The sequence below is a fragment of the Lentimonas sp. CC4 genome (assembly GCF_902728235.1).
Classification (GTDB): domain Bacteria; phylum Verrucomicrobiota; class Verrucomicrobiia; order Opitutales; family Coraliomargaritaceae; genus Lentimonas.
Genome location: NZ_CACVBO010000001.1, coordinates 2,089,624 through 2,109,445, shown reverse-complemented (window position 1 = coordinate 2,109,445; position 19,822 = coordinate 2,089,624). Strand labels below are relative to the sequence as shown.

The following is a 19,822-nucleotide window of genomic DNA, read 5'->3' as shown; positions in this document are numbered from 1 at the left end:
GGCGTAGCAATGCTACAACCGATCCTCCGCACAACCACCTAGCGAACTCGCGCTAGCGAGGTCGACGCAGCACGCCGCCAACACTCTGCAAGACGTGACTCGCGTCACATTGCTACGCCCAATCTCTGCGCAGACACAACTGCGCCGTTCGCATGGTTTAAACATGACACAAGGACAGATCTCAGTTCTTCTCCCCTACCCATGACCGAACAGACCGACCCACTTTCTATCCTCAAGACGACTTTTGGCTTCGACGCGTTTCGCCCCGGACAGGAGCAGGTCATCCAGACGCTCTTAGAAGGACGCAGTGCCAGCGCCATTTTCCCCACGGGTTCGGGCAAGAGTCTGTGCTACCAACTCCCCGCCCTTCTACTGCCGGGATTGACCTTGGTCGTCTCGCCCCTGCTGGCACTGATGAAAGATCAGATCGACAGCCTGCAGGCACGCGGCGTCGCGGCGGAACGCCTAGACTCCAGCCTCGACGAAGAAACCTATCGCCGCGTCACACAAGACATTCGCGGTGGACAACTCAAACTACTCTTCGTCGCACCCGAGCGCCTTGGCAACGAGCGATTCCTGAATCTCATCCACGATCAACGCATCAGCCTGCTCGCTGTCGACGAGGCACACTGCATCTCCTCGTGGGGTCACAACTTCCGCCCCGACTACCTGAAACTCGCCAGCGCCGCGAAAGAACTAAAGGTCGAGCGTGTGCTGGCACTCACCGCGACGGCCACGCCGCAAGTGTCCGACGATATGGCACGCGCCTTCGACATCGCGGAGGGCGACATCGTCAATACAGGGTTTCATCGCCCCAACCTAGAGCTGCGCGTTACCAGTTGCAGCGACTCAGAGCGACCGGCGCTTCTGGTTCAGCGCATGAAGGAACGCCCCGCGGGCGCTACGATTATTTACGTCAGCCTCCAACGTCATGCCGAAGAAGTCGCCGAGCATTTAGTCAAAGAAGGCTTCGACGCCAAGGCCTACCACGCGGGCATGAAATCCGAAGACCGCGTTGCCACTCAAGAGGCCTTCATGAACGGCGACGTGCCCATCATTTGCGCGACGATTGCGTTCGGCATGGGCGTCGATAAGTCCGACATCCGCTACGTGTATCACTATCAGATGGCCAAAGGCTACGAAAGTTACATGCAAGAGATCGGCCGCGCGGGTCGAGATGGCGCGCCTTCGGTTTGCGAGCTATTCGCCTGCGCGGATGATTGCACTGCCCTGGAAAACTTCGTCTATGGTGACACGCCTGATCCATCGAGCATCACCTCAATCGTCACGGAGTTGCTCGGCTCCGATGACGAAATCGACATTGCGATCACCGACCTTTCACGTCGCCACGACATTCGTCAGCTGGTGGTCAATACCTTGCTCACGCGCTTGGAGCTCAAAGGCATCATCCGCTCCGAGGGCCACTACTACGGCGACATTCGATTTGCACCATCAGGCAGCAGTGCCGAAATCCTCGCGCAGTATCCCGACAACCAAGCCGCCTTTATCCGTAAGATCTTCACCTGCTGCACAAAGGCACGCAAGTGGATCACTTTAGACATCGACAAAGCGATGGCACACACCGGTCAGCAGCGCAACGTGATCCTACGCGCACTCGACAGCCTACAACACAAAGGCCTCGCTCAACTACAACTCGCGGGCTACCGGCAACGCTTTCGCCGACTAGAGCAAGACGTCGACATCCCGGCGCTGTGCCAACAGTTACAGGAAACCTTCCTGCAACACGAAACGATGGAAATCAGCCGCATCGAATCCATGCTCGCCTATGCGCAAAGCGACAGCTGCCTGACAGGTAAATTGCTCCACTATTTCGGCGAACCGATTGAGCCCTGCGGCCATTGCGGAATCTGCCTCGGCGATGCGCCCGCGAAGCTAACGGAGCGCCACCATGCCAGCATTGAGAACACCGATCTGAGCAACTTCACTGCCCTCGTAGCAAAGAACGCCAAAGCACTTAGCCGTCCACGCCAGCAAGCCCGCTTTCTCTGCGGCCTCAATTCCCCTGCGGTCTCCGCCACGCGGGGCCTGCGCGGCAATCCGCTGTTCGGTAGCTACAGTGAAGTGGCCTTTGCTGAAGTGCTGCGCGCCCGCGACCGATTGACTCAAGCGATCGATACCGAGCTCTAATAAAAACCAAGTTTTTATTGCTCTGAAGCATTGATACTCATGATTAGTTTTCATATGCTTGGTAGCTTACAGCATGCAGTTTACCCCCAATTTTAATCTTCAAGACAATCTGATACGCTACTTCAGGGAAGATGTGGCCTCCGATGCGATCGAAATGGATCTGTTCGGTTTGCTGACGTCGTATACGTTGAAAGCACGCAGCGATGTGCAACCACGCGGCCTAGACTTTTATAGCATCGTGCATGTGACCCAAGGTAGTGCATGGCTTTGGACGCAATCCGATGCGCGCACCGCAGTCTCGGCTGGTGATTGCCTGCTGTTTTATCCAGACACGGCATTCGACTTTGCAGCTGCAACAGGCGATGCAACGGTGGACTGCATCTGCTTCAACGGTGGCTTAGCTGAACACTTAAAACAGACGAATCTATTAAACGAAGGGGTGCGCTCGATCGGCGCATCCAGGCGTTTGCTCAGCATCATACGACATGCCAAAGAAGGCACTCCAGCAGGTGCGCTCAGAGCACATAGTGCGTTGTTTCACTTATTTACTGAACTCGAAGTCGAACGCTTAAGCAGCACTGAAGCACCCTCACGTATCGCAGCCTTGATCGATGCCATCCGGCAACACCCCGAGATCTGGCGTGACAGTCACGAAATGGCCGAGTTCTGCCATTTAAGTGAAGCGCAGCTGCGCCGTGTGTTTAAACAAGAGACGGGGCTCAGTCCCAAAACATTCCAAGACACCGTGCGTGCGCAGAAGGCAAAAGAGCTACTTCAGAACGGATTCAGCGTAAATGTGGTATCCGATCTACTAGGCTATGCCGATCCATTTCACTTCAGCCGGCGCTTTAAAACACTCATAGGCAACACCCCACGCGATTTTCTAAATAGCTAATCTAAAGCAAGATTACCCCCATCATATCGAAAACAGTCATGCAAGATGCGCGTTTTGTCTATGTTCACATTCGACCAAACTAGATATACTTCTAAACATCGCGAATCATCATTAGGAAAAGTATCCCCACGATCCTACCCCTAACGATGCTTCAATCATTCGAACCCGTAATGATCAAAGAACAATGAAGTCAGACACCCCAAACAAACTAGAACTCCTTGCTCCCTTGTCAGGGCCAATGGTGCCGATCGAGAACGTCCCCGACCCTGTATTTGCCCAACGTATGGTCGGCGACGGCGTCTCCATCGACCCGACAACCAACCAACTACTCGCCCCATGCGATGGCACAATCACGCAGGTCCACCCATCACACCATGCGGTCACTTTCACGACCAGTGCAGGACTGGAGATCATGATGCACATCGGCATCGATACCGTCGCCCTCAAAGGGAAAGGCTTTAAACCTTTAGTCAAAGAAGGCCAAAGTATAGTTAGCGGCGACTTACTGATCGAATTCGACATGGACTATGTCGCTCGCAACTCAAAAAGCTTACTCACACAAATCGTCATCACCAACAGCGAGAACCTCACGCTCGATACAAATTCTGGATTTGTGAATGCAGGCAAGGACAGGCTCTTCACTGTCATCGGAGCGACCGCTGATACGAACAGCAAGGAGCTCGACACGGCATCCGCAATCAACTCCAGCCCAATCCAACTGGCGAATCCGGCGGGCTTACATGCACGACCGGCTGCGGTGTTGGCGAAAAAAGCAAAGTCGTTCGACTCCGCAATTGAGATCGTATGCGGAGAGAAACGCGCCAATGCCAAGAGCACGACCGCCATCATGAAAATGGAGATTGGCTCACAGGCAACGGTGCTGATTCGTGCATCCGGTTCGGATGCCGCTGAAGCGATCGAAGCCCTAACCGCTGAGATCATGTCTGGCCTAGGCGAAGATGTCACAAGCACGACCGTCGACACTGAATCAAAAATCGATACCCCCGAGAGCTCACCCGAGCCAGAGTCCGGCGACGTGAATAAGCTCACCGGTGTCAGCGCATCGACAGGCATCGCCGTTGGCAAAGTCTATCAGCTACGTAAGGTCGTGCTACACGTCGAAGAGTATGGCGAGGAGCCATCCATCGAGAAGCAGCGAATCGAACAAGGCGTTAAAACCGCCATCGGGCAGTTGCAGGGACTCTTCGAAGGTGCTGAATCAGCTGAAGCTGAAATCTTTTTGGCACATCAAGAGTTACTGGACGACCCTGAACTACTCGACGCCGCGATGGTCGAAATCAACCGTGGCAAGAGCGCTGCTTACGCATGGCAAAAGACCTACAAGAACGAGGTCGACAGCCTGGCAGCACTCGAAAGCACCCTACTCGCACAACGTGCCAACGACTTGCGCGATGTTGGCGAGCGCACGCTGAAATGTATTCTTGGCCACGAAGCTGAAGCACTGGAAATCCCAACAGGCAGCATCGTGATCGCCGAAGATCTCACACCTTCACAAACGGCCACACTAGATCGCACGAAGGTTTGTGGATTTGCGACGGTGCAAGGCGGCAGCACCTCACACGTAGCCATCTTGGCTCGTGCCATGGGCTTGCCTGCGATTGCTGGCATCGAACGTCGCGCACTGAGCCTAGAGAACGGCACTTCGATTATCTTGGACGGTAACACTGGCACCGCTGAGCTCAATGTATCCGAAGCAAAGCTCAGCCAAGCGCGCCAAATGATTGAGACGCTTGCCAAGCAACGCGCTGAAAATCGTGAGCATTGCATGGAACCGGCAATCACTAAAGATGGGCACACCATCAATGTGGTAGCCAATGCCGCGAACCTTCAGGACGTGAAACACGGCGTGCAATTTGGCGGCGAAGGCGTCGGCCTGCTCCGCACGGAGCTGCTCTTCCAAAGCCGCAACCAAGCACCGACCGAAGATGAGCAAGAGCAAGTCTATCGCAAAATGCTGAAGGTGCACGGCGACACGCAAACGCTAGTGATTCGAACCTTGGATGTGGGCGGCGATAAGCCACTGACCTACCTACCGATCCCGAAAGAAGACAATCCGTTCCTCGGTGAGCGCGGTATTCGTGTTAGCCTGAATCGCCCGGCCATCTTCCGCACACAGATTCGCGCGATCCTACGTGCTGCTGAAGCAGGCCCACTGGAAATCATGTTTCCGATGGTCACGACGCTCTCCGACTTCACTCGCGCCAAAGCGATCGTCGAAGAAGAGCGCAAGGCACTGGAGCTACCGGAAGTCAAAGTTGGCTTGATGATCGAAGTGCCCTCGACCGCACTCATGGCCGAGTCCTTTGCCGAAGTCGCCGACTTCTTCTCAGTCGGCACCAACGATCTGGCTCAATACACATTGGCGATTGATCGAGGGCATCCAAAACTTGCGGCGCAAGCCGATGGCCTAAGCCCCGCAGTCCTGCGACTCATCGGCATGGCTGCCGATGCGATGAATCATGCCGACAAGCGCATCAGCGTCTGCGGTGGCATTGCTGCCGACCCGCAAGCCGTCGCCCTACTCGTTGGCCTAGGCGTGCATAAGCTCAGTGTATCCGCACTTTCAATACCAGACATCAAAGCCCAAATCCGGACGCTCTCAATGGATGAGTGCCGTCTCCTCGCTAAAAAAGCGTTGTCTCTAAAAGATGCCACTGAAGTGCGCGAGTTAGTCTCCAGTCTTTAATTTTAACAAAGGATCATTCGATGAATACGAATAACAATACACTCAAGTCGTTCGCACAAGGTGCGTTCGCAAACCTGCAAAAACTCGGAAAGGCACTGATGTTGCCCGTCTCCGTGCTACCAGCAGCGGGTATCTTGCTCGGACTCGGCGCCGCAGGCTTATCATTTATCCCCTCAGACATCTCTGCGTTTATGGAAACTGCTGGCGGCGCGATCTTTGGCATTCTGCCGCTGATCTTCGCACTCGGTGTCGCACTCGGCTACACTGAGAATGACGGTGTGGCAGCACTCGCCGCTACCGTAGGCTTCTTCGTGATGCTCGCCTCGATGGGACAAATGGCGACGACTCTGGGCGTCGAAACCAAAACAATCATGGGAGTTGAGAGTATCGATACTGGAGTATTCGGGGGGATACTCGTTGGTAGCCTGGCGGGGTTCTTATTTAACAAGTATTTCCGAATACAATTACCGAGCTACCTAGGTTTCTTCTCCGGCAAGCGCTTCGTGCCGATCATCACCGCATTCGCTGCGATTTTCCTCGGCATTACACTGAGCTTCGCATGGCCTCCGGTTGGTGCACAAATCCACAACTTCTCAGAGTGGGCTGCCCACAGTAGCCCCGAAGTTGCCTTTACGGTCTACGGTTTTGTTGAGCGCCTGCTCATCCCATTTGGCCTACACCATATTTGGAATGTGCCGTTTTTCTTTGAAGTCGGTCAATTCGTCAACGCCAACGGCGAGACCATCAATGGCGAGATTCATCGCTTCATCGCAGGTGACCCGACAGCGGGTAACTTGGCTGGTGGCTACCTCTTCAAGATGTGGGGTCTTCCCGCTGCTGCGTTCGCTATCTGGCATACCGCTAAGCCTGAAAAGAAGGCAATGATTGGTAGTATCATGATCTCGGCTGCGTTGACTTCGTTCCTCACAGGTATCACCGAGCCACTCGAGTTCGCATTCATGTTCGTCGCTCCGCTGCTGTATTTAATACATGCTGTGCTCGCTGGCTGTGCTTACTTGGTTTGCATCTTGCTCGATGTAAAACACGGCACGACGTTCTCACACGGACTGATCGACTATGTCGTGTTGTTCAGCAAATCGACCAACGGCCTAGCCTTCTTAATCCTCGGGCCAATCTGGGCTGCGATCTATTACACACTGTTCCGTTTCGTGATTGTTAAGTTCAACCTCAAAACACCTGGACGTGAAGATGATGACGATTCCACATCCGGTGCAGTTGAAGTCACCGACGAGAGTGAATTTGCTCTAGAACTGATCCTCGCTTTCGGTGGCCGTAATAATATCAAGTCGCTCGATTCCTGCATCACTCGACTACGCATTAGCGTCAACGATCCAAGTAAAGCCAACATCGCTCGCCTCAAAGAACTCGGCGCTGCTGGTGTCGTGACTGCTGGTGATGGCGTGCAAGCGATCTTCGGCACGCGCTCCGGGAACTTAATGACCGACATGCAGCAATACCTGAAAACCGCTGGTTCGGAAGCAGATCTCGGTGAGAATACTGTCGCAAGCCACTCACCGTCCACTCCGACCGAAACAGTCAAAAGCACGGAGTCAGACCCCAAGGTGCTCGAACATGCGAACGCTCTGCTCGAAGCACTGGGAGGCACTGAGAATCTCAACGACGTCTTTGCATACGCACACACTCGACTACATGTGATCCTCAAAAAGACGATCGACACCAAGCAGCTGCTCAACCCGAGCTACGGCGTGCAAGGTGTGGTCGAACTCGACAACGGTGAATTGCAACTCATCGTCGGCGAGAGTTCGGAAGTGTTTGCGAAGACACTGACTAGCTAAGCGCAAAAAAAACGACGACACAAAGCTCTTGAACCGTGTCGAGCCCTTACAGGCTCGGCACGGCATTCAAGAGCTTTTTCGTATACTCATGCTGCGGGTTATTATAAATCTCATCCGCCGTCGCTTGCTCGACAATCTTACCTTCAGTCATGACCAGCACCTCATCGCTAATGTGCTCCACGACCGCGAGATCGTGCGCGATAAACAAATACGTCAACCCGAGCTCTTCTTGAAGGTCTTGCAACAGATTCACAATCTGTGCCTGCACCGAGACATCCAAGGCGCTCACCGGCTCATCGCAAATAATGAATTCTGGCTCCACAGCCAAAGCGCGGGCGATGCCGATACGCTGCCGTTGGCCACCACTAAACTGGTGCGGGTAGCGCTGCATAAAGTCCGCACTCAAGCCGACCTTTTCGAGTAAGTCTGCCACACGAGCAGTTTTTTGCGCCTTCGACCAATCCTTAAAGTGTATATCCAGCGGCTCCGCAATGATGCTGTAAATCGTCATACGCGGATTGAGCGAACCGAACGGATCTTGAAAGATGACCTGAATCTTTTTCCGATAATCAAAAAATGCAGCCCGCGATAAGTGCGCGAGGTCTTGTCCCTCATAAGTAATCGTGCCCGCCGTAATCGGCACGAGCCGTGCGATCGCACGCCCCGTGGTCGTCTTACCACTGCCACTCTCGCCAACGAGGCCGACGGTCTTACCACGCGGCACATCAAACGACACACCGTCCACCGCTTTCACATAATCCACAGTGCGCTGCAACACGCCGCCTTTAATCGGGAAATGCACCTGCAGATCGCGAACAGAAAGAAGTGGTGATTGGTCTGGTGATGATTCGCTCATAGATAAGAATGCCAGCAAATTAGCCGTCATTCATGGATGCGCAAGCATTGCTTCAAATTGCAACTTACACTTGAACCGCCGAGCATTGAAACTAGCCTTATTCGCATGGATTTAAGCACTTACCAAACAATGGATCCGCACCTGTTGGTCGGCGTCGTTAATACTACAATCCGCAACCACTGCGAATCGCTGGATGACCTGTGCAAGACACACGATCTCGACGCCGAGATCCTCACCACGCGCCTCGCCGAAGCAGGCTACGACTACATGCCCGAACAGCGGCAGTTCCGGTAATAAAACTACACCCACCGACATGAAAACACCGCCTTTCATCAAACTGACATCCGTTCTCGTTGCACTGCTGACACTGCCTGCGATCTCCCATGCTGAATCCGAAGCCACCAAGCTCCTCACCGAGCGCCGCGCCGAATTCCGCAAAGACCTCATCCAAGTAGCCGACAACGTCTACACCGCAACAGGTTATTCCGTGCAGCCAGTTTCAATGATCATCGGCGACGATGGCATCATCATTGTCGACACCGGCCTAGACGTGCCATCTGCGCAAGGTGTGCTGACCGAATTCCGCACCATCACCCAACTGCCCGTCAAAGCGATCATCCTCACTCATGGTCACGGAGACCACACAGGCGGGCTCCCCGTCTTTGCCGCCGAAGGATCACCCGAGATTTGGGCCTGCGACAACCTCGGCGACGAGAACCATGCCTTCCTAGCGGCAGGCCTAGATATTAATAAAAAGCGCGGCGCCCGCCAAGGCGGCTTCCTCCTACCGCCAGAGAAACGAATCAACAACGGGATCGCGCAGGCCTACTACCCAAAGCGTGGCGGAGCAGTGTTTAGCGCAGATGAGTCCCTAGAGCCAACCCACTACTTAACAGAAGCACGTCAAACTATCGAAGTTGCTGGCCTCTCACTAGACCTCGTCTCCATCAACGGCGAAACCGCAGACGCTCTCTACATCTGGTATGCTGAGCAGCGCGTGCTATTCTCCGGAGACAACTTCTACAAGTCGTGGCCGAATCTCTACGCAATCCGCGGCTCGGCCTATCGCGATGTGCAAGCATGGGCGAACAGCGTCGATCAGATGCTACAGGAGCATCCCGCCAAGCTAGTGCCTGGCCACACACGCCCAATTCTCGACCAGGCACTCGTCATCGAAATGCTCACCAACTATCGCGACGCCATTCGCTTCGTCTTTGACAAAACCATCGAAGGCATGAACCAAGGTATGACACCCGACGAGTTGGTAGAATATGTAACACTTCCCGCTAAGTATACCGACAAAGATTATCTCAAAGAATACTACGGTAACATCGAATGGTCTGTGCGCTCCATCTTCGCCGGCACACTCGGTTGGTTCGACGGCAACCCCACTACGCTCTTTTCTCTGCCTATTAAAGGAGAGGCCGAGCGCATGGCCACGCTTGCCGGCGGCACAGACAAACTGGAACAAGCCGCTGTTCAAGCATTGCAGGCAAAGGACTACCAATGGGCCGCACAGTTAGCCGATCATCTCATCGCACTCCATCCTGAAGCCGCGAGTCCAAAGCGAATGAAAGCCGAGGCCCTCGAAGGCCTCGCCGAGAACCTACTCACTGCCACTGGGCGCAACTACTACCTCACCGTTGCACAGGAATTGCGCAAAGCAGCCACTGGCGAGGATTAGTCGGAACCGGGTTCCTAAACACTCAAACTTCGTAGCGGGATGGGGAAGACATTACGAAATGTGTGAATGGACTACAGTCGAATCGTAATAACCGCCTCAGGTCTTGCATTCGTAACCGATTCCCGGCGACGCGAACCAGAAAGCAAATAAAGTTACGCGATACGTAAGCCTTCAAACTTGACAAAAATTACGCTCTGCGTAATTTTAAACAGCAATGATTCAGTGCTTTAAAGGTAAATCCGCTAAAGCGCTTTGGGAAGGCAAGCGCTCAAAGCTCCCTTCCACTATTTTACAGCGTGCAGTCGACAAGCTCTCAATCCTACACGCCGCCACTTCAATCGACTCACTTCGTATACCACCAAGCAATCACCTAGAAACTCTCAGCGGTGACCGCAAAGGCCAGCACAGCATACGTATCAATAGCCAATGGCGGATCTGCTTCCGATGGGAAAACGGCAACGCCTACGACGTCGAAATCACCGATTATCATTAAACCGCGATGACTCCCGAACAAAAAGCATGGCAACAAGCCACCCCAGGCGGTATTCTCCTGCGCGAGTTTCTCGCCCCCTTGGACATCTCGCAGGCCGAACTCGCCCGACGCACAGGCATCCCCGCCTCCCGCATCACTGAAATCGTCAAAGGCCGCCGTGCCATAACGGCCGAGACCGCGCTCGCCTTAGGTATCGTCTTCAATATGGACGCCCACTTTTGGATCAACCTGCAAACACAATATGACCTGCGGCTAGTCCGCATCGAAAAAGAGGCGGCCATGCGACAACGCATTGAGCCAATTGAGAATAGTGCGGTAGCTGAAGACAAAGGCAGATACGGGGCATAAGAATCTCTCCAACTTCAGCCGCTGCAGTGGTAGCCAAACATACGAACGGGCTTCGCAAGCAAAGCCCCTACAACCGACTCCTTAATCCAGTGCCATTTCCTTTTCAATCGTCGTCAAACGGCGTTGCTTCGCTCCGAGCTTCGGGATACAGGCAATCAGTGCTTTAGTATACGCATGCTGCGGGTTGTTCAGCACCTCATCCACTGGCCCTTGCTCCACGATGTCGCCACGATACATCACGATCACCTCGTCGGCGAAACCTTTGACGATGCCGAAATTGTGCGTAATCAGCACAACGCTCATGCCAAGCTTTGCGCGAAGTTCACGCAGCAAATCCATGATCTGTGCCTGTATCGTCACATCCAAAGCGGTGGTCGGCTCATCCGCAACGAGCAGCTTCGGCTCACAGGCCAAGGCCATTGCAATCATCACACGCTGCTGCATACCGCCACTCATCTCGTGCGGATAGGCTTTGTAGCGCTGCGCGGCATCGCGAATCCCAACCAACTCCAATAACTCCACGACACGCGCAGTGACATCCGTAATATCAGGTCGGTGTAACTTCACCGCCTCTGCGATTTGATGCCCGACCGTGAAGACTGGATTCAACGAGGCCGATGCCTCTTGAAAAATATAAGCGATGCCATTGCCACGCACCCCACGAATCGCATCGCGATCCATCTCTAAAGTATTCTTCCCTTCGAACAAAATTTCACCGCTTACCGTGCAAGTCGGCGCGTCCGGCAACAGACGAGTCAGCGACATACACGTCACACTCTTACCACTGCCACTCTCACCGAGAATCGCCACGGTCTTACCACCAGCATCCACCGAAAAGTTAATACCATGCACCACTTCGTTGGATTGACCACGCGAGTGAAACGCGATCCGCAGATCAGAGACTTTTAGTAATTCAGACATCAATTTTCGTATTTAGAGATTCGTGTGTATTCGTGTCCATTCGCGGTTTCAACTCTACCGCGTTTTCATGTTCGGATCCACAATATCACGCAGCACATCACCGAGCACGTTATACGCGATCACCGTTACAAAAATCGCAGCGCCGGGCGTGAGCAACCACCAGAAATTCAGATAAAACACTTTCACATCCTGCGCCTGCGAGAGCATTAAGCCCCACGACGCAGACGGCTCTTGAATGCCTAAGCCGAGAAAGGACAACGCCGCCTCACCTAAGACATAACCAGGAATCGAAAGCGTTGCTGCCACCAACAAATAACTGACCAGATTCGGCAGCACATGCTTCCGTAAAATCACAAACGGATTCTGCCCCATCGCCTCGGCCGCCATCACATATTGATTCTGTCGAATCGAGAGCGTCATACCACGCAAGACACGCGCTGTCCCTGCCCAACCGATCAACGCCAGTATGATCACGATGACAAAAAACATCTGATCCGAGGCGAAGTGCGGTGCCAGCGCAGAGCGCAAGGCCAACAACAAATACAGCCCAGGCATCGCCATCATAAACTCCACAAAGCGCATCGCGAAGAAATCAAAGCGCCCGCCAAAGTAGCCACTAAATCCACCGACTAAGAACCCCAACGTCGTCGTAATCGTGATCCCGAGCAGACCAATAAACAAGGACACCCGAGAGCCAAAAATCAGCCGCGAAAACACATCACGTCCCGTCGAGTCGCTGCCCAATAAATAAACACGCCCGCCCTCGTCCTCGATCGTAAATAAATGCCGATCCGTTTTGAACAGCCCCAGTAAGCGATACTCGAACCCACGCCCGAAAAACTGAATCGGATACCCCTTGCCTTCAATAGCCTCATAGCGCGCCTCGGTCGGATCCACCAACTCATAAGCCTGCGCCTGTAAGCTTCCGTCCGCATAGAAGAATCCTGTCGGCGGATGATAGGTGCGCTCCAAGTCTTGTAAGTTGGTCGAATACGGCGCGAGAAAGTCAGCAAATAAGGCACTCAAATAAAGCAACACAAGCACCCCACCGGATAAGATCCCCAGCGGACGACGCATCACTTCTTTTATAATTCCCCAAATGATCATGCTATTTCTTCTTCTCCAAACGGATACGCGGATCCGACCAAGCCAGTAAAATATCCGCTAGCAAATTCCCTAACACCAACATCGTGCACCCCATCATCACCGAAGCCAGCACCACGAATTGATCTTCGCGTAAAATCGACTGATACATCAACTGCCCCAGGCCAGGATACTGCAGCACGATCTCAACCATCAACGCACCACTCAGCAAGCCGGAGAACGCAAAACCAAAGGCACTCACCAACGGGTTAATCGCATTGCGTAGCGCATGTTTAAACATCACTACGAATTCACTCAGTCCCTTTGCGCGGGCAGTGGTAACAAACCCAGCGCGAATTGTATCCAAAAAGTTAGCACGCATGATACGCATGATACTCGCAATCGAACCGATCCCGAGCGCCAGCGTCGGTAAGATCAAATGATGCCCACGATCGGCGATCTTCTCAAAGAATCCCATATACTCGTATTCGATCGAGGTCGCCCCTCCCATCGGGAACCACCCGGTCTGCGCAGCAAAGAAGACCAACAGTAAGGCCAAGAAAAACTCTGGCACTGAGAGCGCCGCATATGCCAAGCCGGCAGAGATTCGGTCAAAGATGGAGTCCTTATAAATCGCGGCCAACACACCCAGCGGAATTGCGATACCCCACGAAAAGACGAAGGCACAGACAGATAGTAAAAACGTGGCAAAGAGTCGCTGACCGATCAAATCGCTCACCGGCAATTTGTATGCCCACGAATGCCCAAGATTCCCTTCAAACACATTGCCCAGCCATTTCACATACTGCACATACCACGGCTGATCCAAGCCGAATTCGATCTCGATCGCCTGGATCAATTCGATCGGCACATCGCGTTGCGCTTTGACCGGCGTTAAGAAATCACCTGGCGCTAGGCTCATCAAGATGAACACCAGCATCGTGATGCCGAGCAGTAACGGAATCAGCGTCAACAGACGTCTAATAATAAAACCGATCATTCGTCCACCTCCGCCCACAAAGATTCCATATTCCAGGTCAGTCCGCCCAAAGATGTCGGCTCGATATTTTGCCAACGATTGCGGTAGCCTACAAAATCCTTGGCACTGACTAAGAAGATCATCGGTTGCTCTTCTGCCATAATTTCTTGGACTTCAAAGAAGTAAGCCTTGCGTGTTTCAACATCGGTATGGCGACCGATTTCGCGCATCAATTCATCAATACGAGTTTCCCACTCCGTGCCCGGCTTCGATTGCTGTGGATTCGTAAAATGCATACGGCCACCACTCATCAGGATATCTTTGCCCGCATACGGATCGGGCGCCCCGCCACCAAGACCAAGCATGCAGGCCTCATAATCAAACGAGTCGGAGGTTTTATTAATGATGGTGTTAAAATCAAGAAACTGCAGCTCCACATCAATCCCTAGCTCAGCCATATTTTCCTTAAACACCGTCGCCATCTCAACGCGCAATCCATTGTTGGAATTCGTCATAATCGAAAACGCCACACGGTTCCCTTTCGCGTCATACAGATCCTTACCGCGATACTCGAACCCCAACTCCTCAAACAAGGCCCGAGATTCGCCAGGCAAATAGCCATACTTCCGAATCCCATCATTATACCAAAACTTACGCTTAGGAGACACGTAGCCATTCAGAATATCAGCACGGTTGAAATAGACACCGCGAATAATTCCCTCACGATTGATGCCATACGAAATCGCCTGTCGAAAACGCTTATCCGAAAACCACTCGAATTTATACGGCTCCACATACGGCTTACCCTCTTCGGTTTTCCCCGGGTTCAAATTAAACCATATAAAATTCGTCGTGCTCGACGGCCCCATATCCAGAATCGTATAATCAAAGCGTTCCTCACCGCGCTTCACCCAGGCCACGTTATCAGGCGCAATCGTTTCGAAATCAGTTAAGCCCTGCGCAAATGCCACATTACTACTATTCACGTCCTGCACGATCTTGGTGATGATCCGCTCCACATAGGGCAAACGCTGGCCATCAGGATTCACCTTCCAATAGTTCGGATTGCGCGCAAAGACGATGCGCTCCCCGGGACGATACGACTCCAGCACGAACATGTTCAGCCCCACAATCTTCCATGGCTCGTTGATCGCCGTCTCGACACTCCATTGATCCATCAAAGTGCCATCTTCAAACGCTTCGTGCAAAATGTGCTTCGGCAAAATCTCCTCACCACCACCAAACAATAGAAACGGCGCATACACTTCCGGCGTGGTAAAGCGCACCGTATAGTCATCCAACTGCTCCACCTGCGGCTCCTTGCCGTTAATCATTTGGCCAAAGGTCGAACGCGAATTATAGCGATACTTCACCTTGCCGTCCTCACCCTCAGCAGGCTCGCCCGTTTCAGGGTCGATCTCCTTCGCAAAAAAGGTGCCCCAGGTAAACACGACATCAGCGGCCGTAAACGGATTCCCATCACTCCAATGCACGCCCTCACGCAAGTGAAAGGTATACTGTAAATTATCCTCCGAGATCTCCCAAGACTTGGCCAGATTCGGGATCACTTCGCCGCTTTCCGCATCCAGCGTGATCAGACTATCTAAAATACGATTAATCGCAGCCGATCCCGCAACCGACTCATTCACCAAAGGATTCAGCGTCGCCAAATCTCCAGGGATGGTCTCGACCACATTCGCACCATATTCACCAACTGGAAACTCAACCACCTCCGCATCCTTAGGAATCGGAGCCACTTCCGCAACCGGTCGCTCCACCACAGGATCGCAACCTGATGTGACAAACGCTGCCAGCCCTCCGCAAAAGAGGGCTCGAAGTATCGCAGTGTGACGGAGAATTGAGAATGCCATGAAGTTTTAGCCTACGAAACCGCCCTGACAGTTTTGTTCAACGTTTTTGTCCGTAAATTCAGCGATACCGGCTCACCGCGGTTACAATTCCCGTCAACCAACGGAGAGACAGAACTCAGGTTAAAACCACTTGAGCTTCTTAAAAAATACGACCTGTAGCCCAATGATCAGTCCTAAGATTCCGCAGAAGATGTAAAAGGCACTGCCGTTCTCTGAGCCTGGAATACCACCGACATTAATCCCAAGCAATCCGGTCAAGAACCCCAGCGGCATAAATATCGCAGCAATCACGGACAACATATACATGTTCCGATTCATTCGATCCGACAACGCATTGACGAGTTCATCCTTAACGACTTGCGCACGCTCTCGAATCACATCCAAATCTTCAATATAACGAGTCACATGATCCAGCGACTCTTGTAGGCGGCGCTTATCAATGAGCTTCAACCACGTCTGTTCGCAGCCACGTAGATGCGTAATCACATCCTTTTGCGGGGCGATGTAGCGACGAAACAAGATGGCCTCCTTGCGAATTTCAGCAATGCACTGCCGTTTATCGCTCGTCGGCGAATCGATCACCTCTTCCTCTAGAAGATCCAAGCGATCATCCAAGTCAGAAAAAGTCTGCTCCATGCGTTCAAAGAGTCGACCGGTCAGCATCGTGACAAATTCCCCTGAACTATTCGGACCGCGACCAACAGACAAACGCTCTCGAATGTCTAGAACCGCCTTTAACCGACGCCTCCTCAGGCTGATGATTCGAGAGCCATCAATCCACAGACGAATCGAGATCATATCCTCAGGTTCAGCATTATCATTTAGGTTAATGCCACGCAGGATCAACAGCACGCCCTTCTCCATTTCCAAAAGACGTGGACGTGTCTCATCAGCAGTCAGCGCGTTGATCAAAATAGGATCCAGATAACTGACTTCTCGCTCCAACCAGTCGCGACACCCCTCAGCAGTCACATCGAGGTGCACCCACGTCAGCGAATTCTCATCAGCAAGACTGGCAGACACCCCCTCAACAGTCAAATCAGTGCTAGTATTCGCCTCGATCTGACAGGCATGTAGGATGCAGGAATTGTTGTCGGTCATGTTAATTTCAGTTACATGTCACTTAATACGAGAGGCACCCGGTTTCTTCGGTGTCGCCCAGTGGTCGACTGAAGAATCAACAAGAAACGCACCGCCCAATGTCTCACGACCGAGCAACATGCGATGGATCATATTCTTGCGGCACACCAGGTTTACCAGAATCGTTTGCTCAGACTCACCGAGACGAAGCGTCGTCTCCACAAAAATACGGTCATGCCCCTGTCCTGTGCTACTGCGCACACGCTTACGTAATTTGATCGGAGCTTCCAAGGTGACAAGACGATCTTTGTTTCGAGACAGACGCACGGTGAACCGAACGCGCTCGTCCGGGAGTTCAACGATCTCAGCGCAATCGATTGCACTGCTTTTTGCGCCAGTATCAGCCTTTGCGCGGATACGCATGCCCCACTCAGGTAACTCGACCCACTCGCGCCAACCAATAATTGTTAAGTCCTTCATACATCTTCCTCCAAATCACTGACGGTAATATTCGTCGCCAATTGTGACCGAATATCAGTCTCAATGGTGCCTTCTTCTAGGCCATCAATACTCGCTTCAATATTACGCTGCGATCGTTTCGTCGCATGCAATGCGATATGCACCACAGGATCTCCCGGACCAACGGCAGGCATGGTCGTCATGCCCATCACGATTCCATCATGCGGACTACGAATCACCTCATTCTCTTTGCCTAACAAACTCGTGCTACTCGCCACAGCTTGATCCTTAACAACCGCCTCGCCTGGAGCTACGTGAAAATGGAGAAAGCCTCCAGTCTCCGAACGCACCCAACGCGTCTCTTCGACCACGATCTGATGCGGCGGTGCCTCATAGGCGGCACTTTCGATCATCTTTAGCTCTGTCAATACATTCAAAATTCCGCGCATCGTTAGATCCTGCACCGCAGGCTCCACTTTCCACACTTCACCCGCCTCGACCACAATGGTGGGAACCCCTGCTTCGACCGAAGTCTTACGCAATGAACCATCAGGTCCAGTTCCATTCACCACCACCTCGCAGCCAAACGACTTCGCCAAGCGCTCGCAATCTGGATTATTACAATCCGCGCGCACATTGGGAAAATTCGTGCGACGCACCGCTGCTGTATGTAAATCGACCAAATAGTCGCAGCGGCTCACCACTTCGTCAAAAATCAAGCGACCTAAGCGCCCACTTAAACTCCCCTTGGCACTCCCAGGGAAGCAGCGATTCAAATCGCGACGATCCGGCATGTAGCGACTATGCCGCTCAAAGCCCATAATGTTCAGCACAGGCACCAAAATCAACGTCCCCCGTTTTAATTCAAACGGCGGCTCTTGAATCAGCCCGCGAATCGCACCTGTGCCATTGATCTCGTCGCCATGCAACGCAGCCGTAATCCCCAATACGGGACCAGGCTCAGGCGCACGCCACACCATCAACGGCAAATTGATATTAGAGCCACTAAAACTCTTACCGACCTGGATCTGCAATCGCTTCCGCTCACCGAGAGCGATTGTTTTAGTCCCCCAAACGCTTACATCGCGGCTCATATGGTATTACCTTCGGTCACTGATGTTGTCGGCAATGGTTTGAGCTTACGACGCTTCTTCGGCTGATCGGGAATCAAGCCCTTCATATGCGCAGAGCGCCCATAACAGAGCAACGAATCATCCGCTTCGAGCACACGGCTCCCTTTCGGATTCGAAATCACAGAACTACCACGACGCAGCGTCAGCACGACCACATCTTGCTCACGTAATCCAGTCTCTTCAATCGTCTTACCGACCAAAGAACTACCCTCTGGAATCAGAATATCAGCCACACCGTAACCACGGCTCACCGTCAAACGTTGACGAATATCAATGTCTGGAAATTTCACTTGATCCGCAATGTAGTCCACTACGGCGCCTGCGATATCTAGGCCAGTCGCGCCCTCGATCCCTTCGAATCCCGGTGATGAATTCACTTCCATGATCTGCGGCCCCGTTGCGCCTTCCAGCATATCGACCCCACACACATGCAGCCCCATGATCTGCGCAGCACGCACTGCCGCTTCTGCATATGCCGGATCGAGATCAATCGCCTCGGCCTTGCCGCCGCGGTGCACATTACTACGAAATTCTTGCCCCTGCGCAGTGCGACGAATCGCAGCCACTACACGATCACCAATCACAAAGGCACGCACATCCTTACCTTTACTTTCGGCCACGAATTTCTGTAGCAACACTTGCTGATCGGTGCTGTGCAAGGTCTCAATAATCGCCTTCGCAATCTCTGGCTTATCGGCGAGAATCACCCCGACACCTTGCGTGCCTTCAAGTAGTTTAATGATCACTGGCGCACCGCCGACACGTTCCAACGCATCTGACACATCACGCTTATCATTAACGTAACCCGTCAATGGGATGCCGACATCGTGGCGCGAAAGAATTTGGAGACTGCGCAACTTATCGCGCGAATTACTAATGCCCGCCGAAGTATTTGGCGTATAAACGTCCATCTGCTCGAATTGGCGCACCACAGCCGTGCCGTAGCGTGTCAACGAAGTGCCAATACGTGGCAAGATCGCATCTGGTGTATCAATCGGCGCCCCCTTATAATATAAATCTGGCTCACCATGCGCCAACTCCAGAGACAGACGCGTGGTATCCAGCACCTTCACTTTGTGACCTCGCTGCTTAGCAGCCTCGATCAGTCTTAGAGTGGAATAACATTTCGGGGCACAAGAGAGAATAGATAGATTCATCGTGCTAATAGCATCCTTTATTTTTAAGAATGAAAGCTAAATATACGCACTTCATTAATATATATTTTGGTGCATTCTAATTTGTAAAAGGTGCCTTCGAGGTATGTCGCGACTCCAGCGTAGGGGCTTTGCTCGCGAAGACCGCGCAAAGGCCACAAGCACACATCGTTCTATAACGCTTCCGCCCCTCA

General features: G+C 52.8%; 17 protein-coding genes. 8 read left to right on the top strand and 9 right to left on the bottom strand.

Translation table 11 applies throughout. The features are described 5' to 3' along the window. Window positions 1–201: 201 nt before the first annotated feature. The 4 genes from GZZ87_RS09225 (at window position 202) to ptsG (ending at window position 7,567) form a co-directional block, all read left to right on the top strand. Window positions 202–2,148, top strand: a complete 1,947-nt coding sequence (locus GZZ87_RS09225; RefSeq protein WP_162026911.1) for an ATP-dependent DNA helicase RecQ — start codon at window positions 202–204, stop codon at window positions 2,146–2,148. A gap of 73 nt (window positions 2,149–2,221) precedes the next feature. After that, window positions 2,222–3,043, top strand: coding sequence for an AraC family transcriptional regulator (locus GZZ87_RS09220; RefSeq protein WP_162026912.1), 822 nt, complete (start codon window positions 2,222–2,224; stop codon window positions 3,041–3,043). A gap of 184 nt (window positions 3,044–3,227) precedes the next feature. Further along, window positions 3,228–5,750, top strand: coding sequence for a phosphoenolpyruvate--protein phosphotransferase (gene ptsP, locus GZZ87_RS09215; protein ID WP_162026913.1), 2,523 nt, complete (start codon window positions 3,228–3,230; stop codon window positions 5,748–5,750). Window positions 5,751–5,770: 20 nt separating this feature from the next. After that, window positions 5,771–7,567 carry a PTS glucose transporter subunit IIBC gene (gene ptsG / locus GZZ87_RS09210; RefSeq protein WP_162026914.1) on the top strand — a complete coding sequence of 599 codons (1,797 nt, stop codon included), beginning with the start codon at window positions 5,771–5,773 and terminating at the stop codon, window positions 7,565–7,567. A 46-nt stretch (window positions 7,568–7,613) separates the two neighbouring features. Here the strand turns inward: ptsG and GZZ87_RS09205 are convergent, their stop codons facing one another. Next, on the bottom strand, window positions 7,614–8,423 hold the full coding sequence (locus GZZ87_RS09205; RefSeq protein ID WP_162026915.1) for an ATP-binding cassette domain-containing protein: 810 nt from the start codon (window positions 8,421–8,423) through the stop codon (window positions 7,614–7,616). Window positions 8,424–8,528: 105 nt separating this feature from the next. Between GZZ87_RS09205 and GZZ87_RS09200 the strand changes: the two genes are divergently transcribed. The 4 genes from GZZ87_RS09200 to GZZ87_RS09185 all read left to right on the top strand — a co-directional run bounded on the left by GZZ87_RS09200 (window position 8,529) and on the right by GZZ87_RS09185 (window position 10,948). Further along, entirely contained in the window at window positions 8,529–8,717 is a 189-nt protein-coding gene (locus GZZ87_RS09200; protein WP_162026916.1) for a DUF4250 domain-containing protein, read from the top strand. Window positions 8,718–8,736: 19 nt separating this feature from the next. Then, window positions 8,737–10,107, top strand: coding sequence for an alkyl/aryl-sulfatase (locus tag GZZ87_RS09195; RefSeq protein ID WP_162026917.1), 1,371 nt, complete (start codon window positions 8,737–8,739; stop codon window positions 10,105–10,107). A 214-nt stretch (window positions 10,108–10,321) separates the two neighbouring features. Further along, window positions 10,322–10,600, top strand: coding sequence for a type II toxin-antitoxin system RelE/ParE family toxin (locus tag GZZ87_RS09190; protein WP_162026918.1), 279 nt, complete (start codon window positions 10,322–10,324; stop codon window positions 10,598–10,600). Between the two features lie 6 nt (window positions 10,601–10,606). Further along, window positions 10,607–10,948, top strand: coding sequence for a HigA family addiction module antitoxin (locus GZZ87_RS09185; protein WP_162026919.1), 342 nt, complete (start codon window positions 10,607–10,609; stop codon window positions 10,946–10,948). 81 nt (window positions 10,949–11,029) lie between these two features. Here GZZ87_RS09185 and GZZ87_RS09180 read toward each other — a convergent pair whose 3' ends face one another. From GZZ87_RS09180 to GZZ87_RS09145, 8 genes are all read right to left on the bottom strand, one after another. Next, window positions 11,030–11,869, bottom strand: coding sequence for an ABC transporter ATP-binding protein (locus GZZ87_RS09180; protein WP_162026920.1), 840 nt, complete (start codon window positions 11,867–11,869; stop codon window positions 11,030–11,032). 54 nt (window positions 11,870–11,923) lie between these two features. Continuing rightward, complete coding sequence (locus GZZ87_RS09175; protein WP_162026921.1) at window positions 11,924–12,976, bottom strand: ABC transporter permease; 1,053 nt, start codon at window positions 12,974–12,976, stop codon at window positions 11,924–11,926. A gap of 1 nt (window position 12,977) precedes the next feature. After that, entirely contained in the window at window positions 12,978–13,952 is a 975-nt protein-coding gene (locus GZZ87_RS09170) for an ABC transporter permease (RefSeq protein ID WP_162026922.1), read from the bottom strand. Next, window positions 13,949–15,802, bottom strand: a complete 1,854-nt coding sequence (locus GZZ87_RS09165) for an ABC transporter substrate-binding protein (RefSeq protein ID WP_162026923.1) — start codon at window positions 15,800–15,802, stop codon at window positions 13,949–13,951. The genes GZZ87_RS09170 and GZZ87_RS09165 overlap by 4 nt, the downstream gene beginning before the upstream one ends. A gap of 120 nt (window positions 15,803–15,922) precedes the next feature. Further along, entirely contained in the window at window positions 15,923–16,903 is a 981-nt protein-coding gene (locus GZZ87_RS09160) for a zinc transporter ZntB (RefSeq protein WP_162026924.1), read from the bottom strand. A gap of 18 nt (window positions 16,904–16,921) precedes the next feature. Continuing rightward, a complete protein-coding gene (locus GZZ87_RS09155) occupies window positions 16,922–17,362 on the bottom strand; it encodes a RimK/LysX family protein (protein ID WP_162026925.1) in 441 nt (146 codons plus the stop codon). Next, window positions 17,359–18,435 (bottom strand): succinylglutamate desuccinylase/aspartoacylase family protein, encoded by a 1,077-nt coding sequence (locus GZZ87_RS09150; RefSeq protein WP_162026926.1) that lies wholly within the window; start codon window positions 18,433–18,435, stop codon window positions 17,359–17,361. The genes GZZ87_RS09155 and GZZ87_RS09150 overlap by 4 nt, the downstream gene beginning before the upstream one ends. Continuing rightward, on the bottom strand, window positions 18,432–19,631 hold the full coding sequence (locus GZZ87_RS09145; protein ID WP_162026927.1) for a RimK family alpha-L-glutamate ligase: 1,200 nt from the start codon (window positions 19,629–19,631) through the stop codon (window positions 18,432–18,434). Before GZZ87_RS09145 ends, GZZ87_RS09150 begins: the two co-directional genes overlap by 4 nt. Between the last annotated feature and the right edge of the window lie 191 nt (window positions 19,632–19,822).

What these genes read in the sequence shown, in the direction of transcription:
- GZZ87_RS09225 (WP_162026911.1), top strand. Translation starts at nt 202, where the DNA reads ATGACCGAACAGACCGACCCACTTTCTATCCTCAAGACGACTTTTGGC.
- GZZ87_RS09220 (WP_162026912.1), top strand. Translation starts at nt 2,222, where the DNA reads ATGCAGTTTACCCCCAATTTTAATCTTCAAGACAATCTGATACGCTAC.
- ptsP (WP_162026913.1), top strand. Translation starts at nt 3,228, where the DNA reads ATGAAGTCAGACACCCCAAACAAACTAGAACTCCTTGCTCCCTTGTCA.
- ptsG (WP_162026914.1), top strand. Translation starts at nt 5,771, where the DNA reads ATGAATACGAATAACAATACACTCAAGTCGTTCGCACAAGGTGCGTTC.
- GZZ87_RS09205 (WP_162026915.1), bottom strand. Translation starts at nt 8,423, where the DNA reads ATGAGCGAATCATCACCAGACCAATCACCACTTCTTTCTGTTCGCGAT.
- GZZ87_RS09200 (WP_162026916.1), top strand. Translation starts at nt 8,529, where the DNA reads ATGGATTTAAGCACTTACCAAACAATGGATCCGCACCTGTTGGTCGGC.
- GZZ87_RS09195 (WP_162026917.1), top strand. Translation starts at nt 8,737, where the DNA reads ATGAAAACACCGCCTTTCATCAAACTGACATCCGTTCTCGTTGCACTG.
- GZZ87_RS09190 (WP_162026918.1), top strand. Translation starts at nt 10,322, where the DNA reads ATGATTCAGTGCTTTAAAGGTAAATCCGCTAAAGCGCTTTGGGAAGGC.
- GZZ87_RS09185 (WP_162026919.1), top strand. Translation starts at nt 10,607, where the DNA reads ATGACTCCCGAACAAAAAGCATGGCAACAAGCCACCCCAGGCGGTATT.
- GZZ87_RS09180 (WP_162026920.1), bottom strand. Translation starts at nt 11,869, where the DNA reads ATGTCTGAATTACTAAAAGTCTCTGATCTGCGGATCGCGTTTCACTCG.
- GZZ87_RS09175 (WP_162026921.1), bottom strand. Translation starts at nt 12,976, where the DNA reads ATGATCATTTGGGGAATTATAAAAGAAGTGATGCGTCGTCCGCTGGGG.
- GZZ87_RS09170 (WP_162026922.1), bottom strand. Translation starts at nt 13,952, where the DNA reads ATGATCGGTTTTATTATTAGACGTCTGTTGACGCTGATTCCGTTACTG.
- GZZ87_RS09165 (WP_162026923.1), bottom strand. Translation starts at nt 15,802, where the DNA reads ATGGCATTCTCAATTCTCCGTCACACTGCGATACTTCGAGCCCTCTTT.
- GZZ87_RS09160 (WP_162026924.1), bottom strand. Translation starts at nt 16,903, where the DNA reads ATGACCGACAACAATTCCTGCATCCTACATGCCTGTCAGATCGAGGCG.
- GZZ87_RS09155 (WP_162026925.1), bottom strand. Translation starts at nt 17,362, where the DNA reads ATGAAGGACTTAACAATTATTGGTTGGCGCGAGTGGGTCGAGTTACCT.
- GZZ87_RS09150 (WP_162026926.1), bottom strand. Translation starts at nt 18,435, where the DNA reads ATGAGCCGCGATGTAAGCGTTTGGGGGACTAAAACAATCGCTCTCGGT.
- GZZ87_RS09145 (WP_162026927.1), bottom strand. Translation starts at nt 19,631, where the DNA reads ATGAATCTATCTATTCTCTCTTGTGCCCCGAAATGTTATTCCACTCTA.